This is a genomic window from Neotamlana nanhaiensis (assembly GCF_000943555.1).
In the GTDB taxonomy this organism is placed as follows: domain Bacteria; phylum Bacteroidota; class Bacteroidia; order Flavobacteriales; family Flavobacteriaceae; genus Neotamlana; species Neotamlana nanhaiensis.
On record NZ_JTDV01000015.1, the window covers coordinates 1 to 12,465 of the forward strand.

At 33.8% G+C, this 12,465-nt stretch carries 12 protein-coding genes and 1 pseudogene; 5 read left to right on the top strand and 8 right to left on the bottom strand.

What is annotated here, in order from left to right; translation table 11 throughout:
• The 4 genes and pseudogenes from PK35_RS14540 to PK35_RS14555 all read right to left on the bottom strand — a co-directional run.
• Nucleotides 1-1,163, bottom strand: a pseudogene (locus PK35_RS14540) (hypothetical protein); the annotation flags it as partial.
• A gap of 568 nt (nucleotides 1,164-1,731) precedes the next feature.
• Entirely contained in the window at nucleotides 1,732-2,595 is an 864-nt protein-coding gene (locus tag PK35_RS14545) for a sigma-70 family RNA polymerase sigma factor (RefSeq protein WP_027137161.1), read from the bottom strand.
• Between the two features lie 260 nt (nucleotides 2,596-2,855).
• Nucleotides 2,856-3,230: a hypothetical protein gene (locus PK35_RS14550; RefSeq protein ID WP_044627307.1), complete on the bottom strand. Its 375-nt coding sequence runs from the start codon at nucleotides 3,228-3,230 to the stop codon at nucleotides 2,856-2,858.
• Between the two features lie 56 nt (nucleotides 3,231-3,286).
• Nucleotides 3,287-4,699: a glycosyltransferase family 2 protein gene (locus PK35_RS14555; RefSeq protein WP_044627308.1), complete on the bottom strand. Its 1,413-nt coding sequence runs from the start codon at nucleotides 4,697-4,699 to the stop codon at nucleotides 3,287-3,289.
• Between the two features lie 403 nt (nucleotides 4,700-5,102).
• Between PK35_RS14555 and PK35_RS14560 the strand changes: the two genes are divergently transcribed.
• From PK35_RS14560 to proB, 4 genes are read left to right on the top strand one after another with little or no spacing between them, the layout of a single operon-like run.
• Entirely contained in the window at nucleotides 5,103-5,540 is a 438-nt protein-coding gene (locus PK35_RS14560) for a GNAT family N-acetyltransferase (RefSeq protein ID WP_044627309.1), read from the top strand.
• A 31-nt stretch (nucleotides 5,541-5,571) separates the two neighbouring features.
• A complete protein-coding gene (locus tag PK35_RS14565) occupies nucleotides 5,572-5,763 on the top strand; it encodes a hypothetical protein (RefSeq protein WP_044627310.1) in 192 nt (63 codons plus the stop codon).
• Nucleotides 5,764-5,793: 30 nt separating this feature from the next.
• Nucleotides 5,794-6,600, top strand: a complete 807-nt coding sequence (proC, locus tag PK35_RS14570; RefSeq protein ID WP_044627311.1) for a pyrroline-5-carboxylate reductase — start codon at nucleotides 5,794-5,796, stop codon at nucleotides 6,598-6,600.
• 1 nt (nucleotide 6,601) lies between these two features.
• Nucleotides 6,602-7,372: a glutamate 5-kinase gene (gene proB, locus PK35_RS14575; protein WP_044627435.1), complete on the top strand. Its 771-nt coding sequence runs from the start codon at nucleotides 6,602-6,604 to the stop codon at nucleotides 7,370-7,372.
• Between the two features lie 5 nt (nucleotides 7,373-7,377).
• On the opposite strand, the gene PK35_RS14580 is transcribed toward proB, so the two are convergent.
• The 3 genes from PK35_RS14580 to pepT are packed head-to-tail and all read right to left on the bottom strand — an operon-like array spanning nucleotide 7,378 to nucleotide 9,945.
• Nucleotides 7,378-7,977 carry a YdeI/OmpD-associated family protein gene (locus PK35_RS14580; RefSeq protein WP_044627312.1) on the bottom strand — a complete coding sequence of 200 codons (600 nt, stop codon included), beginning with the start codon at nucleotides 7,975-7,977 and terminating at the stop codon, nucleotides 7,378-7,380.
• Nucleotides 7,978-7,991: 14 nt separating this feature from the next.
• Nucleotides 7,992-8,702 carry a glycine-rich domain-containing protein gene (locus PK35_RS14585; protein ID WP_202903839.1) on the bottom strand — a complete coding sequence of 237 codons (711 nt, stop codon included), beginning with the start codon at nucleotides 8,700-8,702 and terminating at the stop codon, nucleotides 7,992-7,994.
• Nucleotides 8,703-8,706: 4 nt separating this feature from the next.
• Nucleotides 8,707-9,945 carry a peptidase T gene (pepT, locus tag PK35_RS14590; RefSeq protein ID WP_044627313.1) on the bottom strand — a complete coding sequence of 413 codons (1,239 nt, stop codon included), beginning with the start codon at nucleotides 9,943-9,945 and terminating at the stop codon, nucleotides 8,707-8,709.
• Between the two features lie 140 nt (nucleotides 9,946-10,085).
• Here pepT and PK35_RS14595 point away from each other — a divergent pair, with 140 nt between their 5' ends.
• Entirely contained in the window at nucleotides 10,086-11,120 is a 1,035-nt protein-coding gene (locus PK35_RS14595; RefSeq protein ID WP_044627437.1) for a quinone-dependent dihydroorotate dehydrogenase, read from the top strand.
• On the opposite strand, the gene PK35_RS14600 is transcribed toward PK35_RS14595, so the two are convergent.
• Nucleotides 11,113-12,288, bottom strand: a complete 1,176-nt coding sequence (locus PK35_RS14600) for a zinc-dependent metalloprotease (protein ID WP_044627314.1) — start codon at nucleotides 12,286-12,288, stop codon at nucleotides 11,113-11,115. The genes PK35_RS14595 and PK35_RS14600 overlap by 8 nt on opposite strands.
• Nucleotides 12,289-12,465: the final 177 nt, after the last annotated feature.

Sequence of the window (12,465 nt, forward strand, 5' to 3'; positions counted from 1 at the left end):
TTAGGCGTTGAAGCCGAAACATCTATGGTACCATTGCTGGCAATACTCAATCCGGCAGTAGAACTAAATGTTCCGCCTGTTAAACCTGTAATAACTGGTGAAGGATCACTAGCGCTTTGACAATATGAAGTGAAAGGATAATAAAAACTTGCATCATCTGGAGAATTAATGGTCACACTTACATTTGATGAGCTAGGACAAGTTCCAGCAGTCGTGTATGTTACGGTATAGGTGTTAGGCGTTGAAGCCGACACATCAATAGTACCATTGCTAGCAATACTTAATCCCGCAGTAGAGCTAAATGTTCCGCCTGTTGTTCCTGTAATGGTTGGTGACGGATCGCTAGCATTTTGACAATAGGATGACGAATTATAACTAAAACTCGCATCATCTAAATTAGTTACTGTTACTGTTGTTGTACCACACGACCCTGGCGTTGTACAACCATCTTCACCCCTAACATAATACGTTGTACTTGGGCCGATTGGTGTTACCACTAACGATCCTGTAGCTGTTCTTCCAACTTCAGAACCTCCACAACTACCAGTATACACCACCCATTCTGTAGCATCATTTAAATCTCCTGTAATAGTTAATGTTGTTGTACTGCCATTACATACCGTTGTTGGTGTATGGGCTACTGTTGGTACATCCGGTTCTGTACAAGTTACTGCTAAAGTAATTGGATCTATACTAAAATATGGGTTACTGGTACCACCAGAAGTATTGGTTATTGTAAACGACGTAACACCTGTCCAGTTAAGATTAACTGATACCCCACCTGATGCTGGTATTACTGCATCAACTGCTGTATTAGAGCCTCCTGTTGGTGTAAATGTCCAATCTGCTGCATTATTATTAGCCGTAAAAGCATAAACACTAGCGATATTAACACTAGTATCAAAGGACACAGTCATACTTGTCGCCGCTCCAGAAGTTGCATAAACAATAGAAGCTGTACTACCATCAAAACCTCCTGCATTTGCATTAGACACATTAGAATCACTAACTGTCACTGTAGCTGTGATTCCATCGACGGTTTGAGTAATATTCCCTCCATTATTTGTTGAATTATCCCAATCAAAAATAGTTTGAGCGGATACATTGGTTGAAAGCAATAGTATAAATACTATTAAAATTTTTAAGGGTAGATTTTGGTTCATATTTATTATCAATTTTTAATTATTATGTTCTTTAGCAAAAATTTCTTTTTTGACCACAAGATTTTTGGAAACTTTAAAATTTATTATTTTTTCCTAGTTGTACAAATCTCTAGTTTATAACTTAATAGCTTGAATCTCGGTAAATAGATATACAATATTATAACTTGAATCTGCTAAAACAACTAAAGAATTTCGAAACTCTATTATGCTGGAAATTTGCCTATTAAAGACTAAATTACAAGTGAATGAAAGTACACTTTATGGTAAAATACTTTTCACTCCAATTAGCATATCATTTTCTAATATTTAAGGAGGAGTATTTTTCTTCATGGTTAAAATTGAATTGGGTTTTGTGTTTTTAATCGATTAAATGTAATTTTCTTCGCTAAAATACATTTAAAATTTAAAATCGCAACAAGACATCAGATATTTTTTATTACAAATGTGGGTTTTATAAAAAAAATAAACCCGCGGTAATCAGCCGCGGGTTCTTTCATCAATCAAAAAACGAACAGTTATGTGTAACTGTTGTTACCTTAATTTAGTCGTAATAATTGTTTAAAAATTACTAGCCTAAATATGTTTTTAATATTTTACTTCTAGACGTATGTTTTAATCTACGAATAGCTTTTTCTTTAATTTGTCTAACACGCTCGCGTGTTAAATCGAATGTTTCTCCAATTTCCTCGAGTGTCATTGGGTGTTGGTTGCCTAAACCAAAGTATAAACGAATAACGTCTGCTTCACGAGGCGTTAATGTTTCAAGGGCACGCTCAATTTCAGTACGTAACGATTCGTGTAATAATTCTTTATCTGGGTTTGGAGACTCTCCAGAGTTTAATACATCGTAAAGGTTCGAGTCTTCACCTTCAACTAAAGGCGCATCCATACTTACGTGACGACCAGAATTTTTCATCGATTCTTTAACGTCGTTAATAGTCATGTCTAACTCTTTAGCAATTTCTTCGGCAGAAGGCGGACGCTCATGGCTTTGCTCTAAAAACGCAAATGTTTTATTAATTTTATTAATAGAACCAATTTTGTTTAAAGGTAAACGCACAATACGAGATTGTTCTGCTAAAGCTTGTAAAATAGACTGACGAATCCACCAAACAGCGTACGAAATAAACTTAAAACCACGAGTTTCATCAAAACGTTGCGCCGCTTTAATTAAGCCTAAGTTACCTTCGTTAATTAAATCTGGTAAAGTTAAGCCTTGGTTTTGGTATTGCTTAGCAACCGATACAACAAAACGTAAATTAGCCTTAGTTAATTTCTCTAAAGCCACTTGGTCGCCGGCTTTAATACGTTGCGCTAATTCTACTTCTTCATCGGCAGTAATTAAGTCTACCTTCCCAATTTCCTGTAGATATTTATCTAACGAAGCGGTTTCTCTATTGGTTACCTGCTTCGTAATTTTAAGTTGTCTCATCTAAAAAATCTCCTGTAATTTAATTGTGAATATTAGGGCATTCAATAGTTATACGCACAAACTTTAAAAAATGTTACAAAAAAATAAAAATAATTTTAGGGCATTACCTATTTAAAGCTTTTTGGGCTTTAAATACGTCACGCTATCCGCTATATCTTTTTTATTTGCTAGCGCGCAATTTGCTCATGCTTCACAAATTACTCTTATAGCGTCATAAAAAAGGATGCCGCTTCTATCGTTAATGCACGAGTTAAAAACGTTTAAATTTTTATTAAATGCTTGTGGTTTAAATTTATGGCATCCAGCATATCTTGAGTAAATTTGTAATGTCCGCGTGCTGTAATTAATCTAAATCTGGACGACTTTATATTACTAAGTGTATTTAAAAATAGCCATTTCGACTTTAGTAGTTTAGGTCTTTCCGATTTTAAGCTAATATCAAAATAATACTTTCGCCCTTCTTTTGTGGCCACAACATCGGGTGTAATGCTAATATCGCTTCCCGACTTTGAATACGATTTTGGTGTTTCGTAACCTTCAATGTCTGCTTTTATATTTTCAAAGCCATGGTTTTCTAAATAAGTAATAGAGTCTTCTAAAATGCCGGAATATTTTTGTTTGTCTTCGTAAATCATAACATATAATATAATGTTTATAATCTCAATTACAAGTTTTTAACAAGGTTTAACGTTTACTTCTTTTCGGCTAATCCTCTAGTTAGCCAACCTCTTCGGTTTGCAGTTGCAATAGCGTAAGGTGTAATCCAAAATAAGGCAAATGTGTAAATAATGCTGTAAGTATACGCCCAAATAGCTTCTTTTATTTTGTATCTGTGCGCGTAAAACGCCACCGAAAATGTTGAGGTAATAATAATACCTACTAAGGTCGATCCTAAAAAAAGTAGCGGATGTACTAGCACAAAAAATAGCATAAAAATTAAAAACGGATAACTCATTAACAATCTAGCCGATTGATTTATATATAGCAAGCGTGTTCCTAGTTTTCGTCCTTTTCTAAAATTCTTAAATACATATTTCCCCATGGCAATATTTTCTCTAACATTACTTCTGGCCCAGCGAATAAACATTTTATATAATCCAGTATATCTATCGGGAACATTAGTAAATGCTACGGCGTTACGTTGAAATAAAACATGTTTGCCTTGTTTTAGTATCATATTAGTCATGGCCCGATCTTCACCAATGTCCGATGGTTGTCCCATAAAGGTTTGGTTAATCCATTCAGGTAGGCATTTGTGAACAGCATCACTTCTGTAAGCTGCTAAAGCACCAGGAGTACATAAAACAGAATTTAAACTGCTTTCGGCAGAGCGAACAAACTCAAAACTCATTACAAAGCTAACATCAAGCATTTTAGGGAGTAGTTCTGTTTTGTTGTTTAATACTCTAATATTTCCGGCAACGGCACCGCAATCTTTATTTTTAACAAACGGACTCACTAAATTACGAAGCGTATTGGGTTCTACAATAGAGTCGCTATCAACGGTTACATAAATTTCTCCAACACCTAAGTTAAAACCTCTATATAAAGCATGTCGTTTTCCTTTGTTTTTTGGTTGTTGTAAAATATTTACATGGTCGCCTAATTCTTTTTTTGCTTTTAACATCCATTCCCAAGTGTCATCTAAACTGCCATCATCAATGGCAAGTAGCTCTAGTTTTTGTTTTGGATAGTCGCTTTTCGATAAACTTATTAAGGTATCGTAAACCAGTTTACCTTCATTATAGGCTGGAACAATTACGGTGCAGGTAGGTAAATCTTCGTCATTAAAGGGCTCAATGGGTTTGTATTTAAAATATTTATAACAAATAAATATGAAAAAGCAAGCACGGTATGCAAATAATAATCCGGCAGTAATCATAAAAATGAGGCCAATATTTGTAGAGCGACTATCAGCATTAAATTGTTTTAAATCAATTTGAAAATAGCTAAAAAAGTAAATGCCTATGAGTAAGAAAATAAATGTAGCTAGTAAGGTTATTTTGTTGTGAGGGCTTTCGGTTTTTCCAGATCCAATAAAAATGGAGTTAGTTTTGTTTTGAAGGTTTTTAATAGTGTTTATTAAAGTTTTTTTTGATGCCATGAAATGCTTTTGTTTTGGGTTTGTTTCATGTACGTTTCACGGTTTAAAATCAGACTTTCAGTTAGTGTTATTTAACACAAGGTTTAACGTTTTGTTATCATTTTAAAATAAATTGTATTTATCTTAACATGACTAATTTGACATTGGCCATCTTATTTCATAAATTTGCAGCATGGGAATAAAATTGCACGAAAAGCAAAACAAAAGAATTTTTAATTTTAACTTTCTGGTGTTTAGAACACAGTCTGATAAGTTTATTCCTCCTACTTTATAAGCATATCCTTTTAACTATTTCTGTGGCATTTTCTAATGGTGTGTACCGTTAGAAGTGCTTTATTTTATTCATTTTAAAAATAAATTGGCGTAATCTTTTTTAAGGTTATCTGTTGGTTATTAGTTTTTTATGACTATTAAAACCTTTGATGCTTTTTCGAAGCTATCATTTAATAATATTAATCGTTTAACAAATTTTTTGTACACCTATTCTGGAGATTTTCGTGATACACGACGTGCTATAAAAAAATCAATTTTATACGCGACTAAAGAAATTTCAGGTTTAGGTGGTTATGTGTTTGTAATAGAAAAAAACAACGAGATTATTGGAGCTATTGTTATTAATAAAACAGGAATGAATGAGTACATACCAGAAAATATTCTGGTTTACATAGCAGTAAAGGCAGAAGAACGAGGTAAAGGTGTTGGCGAGTGTCTTTTAAAGCATGCCAAAAGGTATTGTAAAGGCGATATAGCCATCCATATTAATGCTAAAAATCCGGCGATAAAACTTTTTGAAAAACAAGGATTTGAAAAACGAAATATTGAAATGCGATTAACACGATAATCCATTTCTAATAAACATAAAAACAGAACACATGAAAATAATAAGTGTAAAACGAAAAACGAGTTACGAAAAACTACATACAATACAAATGGGAGAGCTTACCACAAAAGTTACCAGCATAAAAAGGTACATTTTGGGTATGCCTATTAAAACTTTGCATAAATACCGTGAAACGTATTATGGCGAGGTAAAAGATACCAAAGATTGTATGTTGTTTATATAAGTAGAAACTATTAACAACAAATAAAAATACATGAAAGTATTAGTAATTGGAGCCGGTAATATGGGACTTACCTATGCCGAAGGTATGTCGAAATCTAAACTTCTTAAGCGCAAGAATATTATGGTTTTAGACAAATCGGAAGAAAAACTAGAAGCGTTAAATAACATATCGCATTTTGATGCATTCAGCGATTTAAACGATTGCGTGCCTGAAGCCGATATTATATTTATAGCGGTAAAACCGTATCATGCCGAAGCTTTGTTTAAAGCGATTAAGCCATTGGCAAATGCGCAACAAATTGTCATTTCAATTATGGCAGGTGTAACTATCGACTCCATAAAAGAACACACCGGATTACAAAAAATAGTAAGAGCAATGCCAAATTTACCAGCAAAAATTGGTAAAGGGTTAACCTCTTACGTGATATCTCCCGAAGTTTCTAGAATTGAAATGCTAACCGTAGAAAATTTATTAGACACCACAGGTAAATCGTTACAGGTAAGTGATGAAATGCGTATTGATGCCTCAACAGGGATTAGTGGTAGCGGTCCAGCTTATGTTTTCTATTTTATGCAAAGTATGATGGAAGCTGCAATGCAAATGGGCTTTTCTAAAAATGAGTCTACAGTTTTGGTGAGCCAGACATTTTCTGGAGCGGTAGAACTTTTTAAGCAATCTAACTTATCGCCTAATTCTTGGATGGAACGTGTGGCTTCAAAAGGAGGAACTACACGAGCAGCATTAGATTCTATGGAAGATAATAATGTAAACGAATTAATTAAAGAAGCCGCTTTTGCAGCCTTTAACAGAGCTGTAGAACTTGGTAAAGAACATTAAAATGTACAAAGAAAGAATAGTAATAAAAGTTGGTACTAATGTAATGACCAACAAAGATAACCGTATAATTAAACCTGTTTTAGAAGGTTTGGTTAAGCAAATAGCAGAACTTTACGAGCGCGATATTATTTGCGTTTTAGTATCGTCGGGCTCTGTAATTGCAGGGAAAGAAGTTTTAGGAAAATCTAAAATTGAAGATAGAACACAACGCCGACAAGTATATTCGGCCATTGGGCAGCCTAGAATGATGCGTTTGTACTACGGTATTTTTCACGATTATGGTATGAAATGTGCCCAAGTATTACCAACAAAAAACGATTTTAAAGCTGGTGTACATCGCGAAAATATGATAAGTTGTTACGAAGGCTTACTCGCCGAAGGAGTTATTCCTGTGGCAAACGAAGATGATGCAGTTTCGGTAACTACTTCAATGTTTTCTGATAATGATGAGCTCGCTAGTTTAATAGCAGAATTGATTAATGCTGATAAGTTGATTATTTTAACAGATATCGACGGACTTTACAACGGGCATCCCGAAGAACACGATAGTGACGTGATTAGAACGGTAAATCCGAACGAAAATTTAGAGAAATATATAAAAGATAGTGGCAAAACCGAAGGAGAAGGTCGCGGTGGTATGGGATCTAAATTAGGATTTGCACAGCAAACTGCAGCGAAAAATATACCAACTTTTATTGCAAACGGTAAAAAAAATAATACCATAATAGACATTATTGAAGGAAAATCTATTGGTACTAAAGTGGCTTTATAACGCGACTAGCAATTTTTATATTTATCGTGTAAACCTATGTTATTTAATATCATAGGTTTTATTTTTTCTAACCGGGATTGTTTCGTTGCATCTCGTTTCGCGGTTTCAATATATTCGCAATATTCACGTTGTTTTCCAGGACTTAGAGCTTTAAAAGCGGAATTGAGTTCACTGCTATTTGTTAATTCGGTTTTTAATTCCGCTGGAATATTAACGGTTTTTCCTTTGCGTTCGGGCTTAATTTCTTTGCCTAATTTTTGGTTTTCAATCGCTTCTTTTACATAGGCTAAAACCAAATCGTTGTTAATATCTTCAAATTGTTCAAAGCGCATTTGGCGTAAGGCTTTGGTTTTATTTTCTTGAGCATTTACGAGTACATTGGCTTCATCTTTTAAAAATACCCCATTAAAAAACCAAATACCAAAATGGTTTTTAAACGCGCCTAAGCCAATTACATTTTTGCCGTTTATCGTGTAAACTGGCGATCGCCATTTAAAATCTTCTTCTACCTCGGTAGATAAAATAAGGTCTCGCAAAAGTGTAAGCGCTTCAGAGAATTTAGGTTGGTTCTCTATGTATTCGTCTACAGATGATGATTTTTTCATGAGCTCAATAGTTTTTAATCGCCGCAACCTCCACAACCACTGCAGCCACTACATCCAGAGTCGTCCGAATAGGAACAACCGGTGTTGCAACCACCATTATTTTTATTGCCTTTATTAAATAGTTTTATAAGAAAGAAAATAATGACTATTAAAATTATAATAATTGAAGAATTATTTTGGGCTTGTATTAATAGTGTCGAGGATATTAATCCTAAAAAAAGGATTAAAACATTTGTTGTAAGGTTGGGTGAAGGTTTCTTAATTAACCAGTATCTATCTAAGTTTATGCGTTTATAATTTACTTCTTGAAATCTTTTTTTATTATCTAACCAAATTTTTTTTGGAGGTGGTTTTCTAAATTCAGTTTCATAGGTTTTAAAGGTTAAATCATAGCAATTTGAAAATTTATCCTTTTCCTTATTTCCACCTTTGGTTGGGTTATGATGAATTTCTTTTCCAATTGTTTTCAAACAGAAATTTTTCCAGTACGAATGGGTATACGTAAGATGTAAATGCCATGCTTGATCAACAGCATCTGAAGGTGTAATTTGAGCTTTTGAAATAGCACATAAATACATGAATTTTTTGTATTCTAATACAACTTCTCTAGCAAAACTTAATTTCCAATTATTGTCTCGCGCAAGTCTATGGGTGAAATTAAATGTGGCATTTTCATCTTCTAAATTAAATTCGTTTATTTTTTTCCAAAGTATTGGGTTGGTCATCTTACTAATTTTCTTCCGCAGTCAACTCCGCAATTTTACAAATCACTTGGGTGGCTTTTATAATACTTTCTACGGGGACATACTCAAATCGCCCATGAAAATTATGTCCGCCAGCAAAAATATTAGGACATGGTAAACCCATGTAACTAAGTTGAGAGCCATCGGTACCACCGCGAATGGGTTTAATTATGGGTTCTATATCTAACTGCTTCATGGCTTCTTCAGCAATATCAACAATATGCATAACAGGTTCAATTTTTTCTTTCATATTGAAATATTGATCTGTAATTTCAGTAATAATTACCTCTTTGCCGTATTGCGAATTTAACTCGTCGGTAAGCTTTAGCATCACTTCTTTTCTGGCATCGAAATGCTTTTTGTCGTGGTCGCGAATAATGTATTTTAATGTGGTTTCTTCAACATTACCATTTATGTTGTGTAAATGGAAAAAGCCTTGATAATCTTCAGTATGTTCTGGGGTTTCAATACGCGGTAATGAGTTTATAAACTCCTGAGCGATGTACATAGAATTTACAAGTTTGTCTTTGGCATAACCTGGGTGTACACTTTTTCCTTTTACAGTTACTACGGCACCTGCAGCGTTAAAATTTTCGTATTCTAGTTCGCCAATTTGGCTGCCATCCATGGTGTAAGCCCAATCGGCTCCAAATTTTTCAACATCAAATTTATGGGCGCCACGACCAATTTCTTCATCTGGTGTAAAACCAACCTTTATCGTTCCGTGTTTTATTTCAGGATGCTGAATTAAATATTCCATTGCCGACACAATTTCACAAATACCCGCTTTATCATCGGCACCTAATAGGGTAGTGCCATCGGTGGTAATTAAAGTTTGACCTTTATATTGCAGTAAATCTTCAAAATAATCGGGCGATAAAACAATGTTTTCAGCTTCATTTAAAACAATGTCTTTACCATCATATTTTTCAATAATCTGTGGTTTAACATTAGCTCCTGTGAAATCTGGAGACGTATCAAAATGCGAGATAAAACCAATGGTTGGTACATCGTGTTCAACATTACTTGGTAAAGTGGCCATGATGTATGCGTTCTCGTCAATAGTTACATCTTGCATGCCAATACTTTTAAGTTCGTCAACTAATTTGTTAGCTAAATCCCATTGTTTTTCGGTGCTAGGTGTGCTATTTGATGCAGGATCGCTTTCAGTATCTATGGTAACATAGCTTATAAAGCGTTTTATAATATGGTCTTTTGAAATCATTGTCATTTAAATTAGAATTTGAGGGGTCTCGATAGTTTTCAGGTATGAAATTTTAAAACACTAAAATACGATTATTAATTTTTTGCCATTAGGAATTGTTTGATTTTTTAATTACTACTATTTTTGCACAAACCATACAGATGTACAAACAACTTCTTCGTCCGTTATTTTTTAAATTCGATCCCGAAAACATTCATTATTTTACCTTTTCTTTAATAAAAAATACGTCGAGAATACCAGGTGTTCCAGCGCTTTTTAGAAAAATGTACGCTCTTGAAGATAAACGATTAGAACGTGAATTATTTGGCTTAAAATTTAAAAACCCCGTAGGTTTAGCCGCTGGTTTCGATAAAAATGCGGTGTTATATAACGAGCTTGCTAATTTTGGTTTTGGCTTTATTGAAATAGGAACTGTAACTCCTAAAGGACAAGCAGGAAATCCTAAAAAACGCTTATTTAGGTTAAAAGACGATGAAGGTATTATTAACCGTATGGGGTTTAATAACGATGGATTAGAAGCTGCGATCCAACAGTTAAAAAAGAATAAAGGAAAGTTAGTTATTGGAGGGAATATTGGTAAAAATACCCAAACAAAACCTGAAGATTATACCAAAGATTACTTAGAGTGTTTTAACGCATTACACCCTTATGTGGATTATTTTGTGTTGAATGTAAGTTGTCCGAATGTGGGAAGTCATGCTAAATTAAACGATAAAGATTATTTAGAAGAGTTGATTGCTGCGGTGCAAAAGGCGAATAACACCTTTGATAGTCAAAAAGCTATTTTACTAAAAATAGCACCAGATTTAAATAATAATCAATTAGATGAAATTGTAGATTTAGTAAAAGATACAAACTTAGATGGAGTAATTGCAAGTAATACCTCGACCGATAGACGTGGCTTAAAAGCATCAGAAGAACAACTCGAAGCCATTGGTAATGGTGGTTTAAGCGGGCAACCAATTAAGGATAAAAGCACACGCGTAATTAAATATCTTTCAGAAAAAAGTAATAAATCATTTCCAATAATAGGCGTAGGAGGTATTCATTCGGCTAAAGATGCACTTGAAAAAATTGAGGCTGGTGCCGATTTAGTTCAAATTTATACAGGGTTTATTTACGAAGGTCCTAGCTTAATAAAAAAGATAAATAAGGCTATTTTAAAAACTACTTAATGAATTTTTTTACCACGCTATTAGTAGTATCGTTTAGAGAAATTAAATAGCTTCCTTCAGGTAAATTATTAACGTTAATTTCGGTGTTAGTGGTTTCGCCTTTTAATAAAATTTGCCCTTGTAAATTAGAGATTCTATAATTTACAGTACTTTCAAAAGATGCTAAGTTAAATTTTAAAGCACCTCCAGTAACCGGGTTGGGATAAATTCTAACTTCAGAAAGTACATTAACGTTATTTGAATCTATATTATCCTGAGAAAAATCTTCTTTAACTAATGTATAATAAGCATACATTCTGGCAAATTGATCACTTGAGAATTGAGCTCTACAAGATTTTGGTGCATACGACATGATGTTTTCGGTATCAGGAGCATAGGTGTCTCCATTGGCATCGGTTAAACCTCCAATATAGTTGCAATAATCGTCAACATTATTGTTAGCTAAACCAGGATCGGCAGGTGTATCACAAATGCCATCGCCATCGGTATCGCAGTTGCTGCCATCAACCAATTCAGTGGTTGTGCCATTATCGCTCCAGCCGTGAGTATGAACTAAAGAAAATATATGACCTATTTCGTGTGCTAAGGATGTTGTGTTAGTGGCGCAACTTGTTTTCATTGCAATCACATTAAAACGTTCTTCGGTAAAACCACAAATGCTTTCGCCTGAAGTATTTTCTAAAAAATCAATAAAATAAATATTAATAGCTTTTTCTGTATAATTACTAGTTAATAGGGTTTTTTCGTTGCCTTTTTTAAAATGGTATAAATCGTCGCTATTTATATAGTTTATGCCTTGATAAAGGTAAAAACTCATCGCAGCCGTTTCATAAATTTCGTTTAAGTTTTCAATGGCATCATTTAAATCGTTCGCATGAAAATCTGATTCTCCATTCGAAGATCTAATAATATGTGCTTTAATAGGAATCTTATTAACTTCAACAGTTTTGTCACCACCACCACCACCACGTTTGGTAGTTTTCATTTTAAACTGCATTTCAATTTTTTTAAGCTCTGGTTTTAGGCTTTTATAATAATCGGCTCGTTCTTGAGAAATTGTAGTTCCACAATCTGTAATAGATTGCGAAAATGTTACCGATATACTTAATAAAAGTAATGTGCAGAAACATACTAGGGTTCGTGAATATTTAGCTTTGGGACTTTGCATATGTACAAAGGTAGGAGCAAGGTTGTGTATTGTAAAAAAAAGACGATAAAACCAAGTAATATTCGTTTAAAGTGCTAAATGTTAGTTTTTTAGGATAAAGTGTAATACCGAATTAATAAAAATCATATTAAAATTTTATTAAAAGTCTATTTGTAAAGGCGTTATGATTCGTGATTT

Excerpts from the sequence above, each read along its gene's own strand:
- PK35_RS14545 (WP_027137161.1), bottom strand. The coding sequence starts at position 2,595 with ATGAGACAACTTAAAATTACGAAGCAGGTAACCAATAGAGAAACCGCT.
- PK35_RS14550 (WP_044627307.1), bottom strand. The coding sequence starts at position 3,230 with ATGATTTACGAAGACAAACAAAAATATTCCGGCATTTTAGAAGACTCT.
- PK35_RS14555 (WP_044627308.1), bottom strand. The coding sequence starts at position 4,699 with ATGGCATCAAAAAAAACTTTAATAAACACTATTAAAAACCTTCAAAAC.
- PK35_RS14560 (WP_044627309.1), top strand. The coding sequence starts at position 5,103 with ATGACTATTAAAACCTTTGATGCTTTTTCGAAGCTATCATTTAATAAT.
- PK35_RS14565 (WP_044627310.1), top strand. The coding sequence starts at position 5,572 with ATGAAAATAATAAGTGTAAAACGAAAAACGAGTTACGAAAAACTACAT.
- proC (WP_044627311.1), top strand. The coding sequence starts at position 5,794 with ATGAAAGTATTAGTAATTGGAGCCGGTAATATGGGACTTACCTATGCC.
- proB (WP_044627435.1), top strand. The coding sequence starts at position 6,602 with ATGTACAAAGAAAGAATAGTAATAAAAGTTGGTACTAATGTAATGACC.
- PK35_RS14580 (WP_044627312.1), bottom strand. The coding sequence starts at position 7,977 with ATGAAAAAATCATCATCTGTAGACGAATACATAGAGAACCAACCTAAA.
- PK35_RS14585 (WP_202903839.1), bottom strand. The coding sequence starts at position 8,702 with ATGACCAACCCAATACTTTGGAAAAAAATAAACGAATTTAATTTAGAA.
- pepT (WP_044627313.1), bottom strand. The coding sequence starts at position 9,945 with ATGATTTCAAAAGACCATATTATAAAACGCTTTATAAGCTATGTTACC.
- PK35_RS14595 (WP_044627437.1), top strand. The coding sequence starts at position 10,086 with ATGTACAAACAACTTCTTCGTCCGTTATTTTTTAAATTCGATCCCGAA.
- PK35_RS14600 (WP_044627314.1), bottom strand. The coding sequence starts at position 12,288 with ATGCAAAGTCCCAAAGCTAAATATTCACGAACCCTAGTATGTTTCTGC.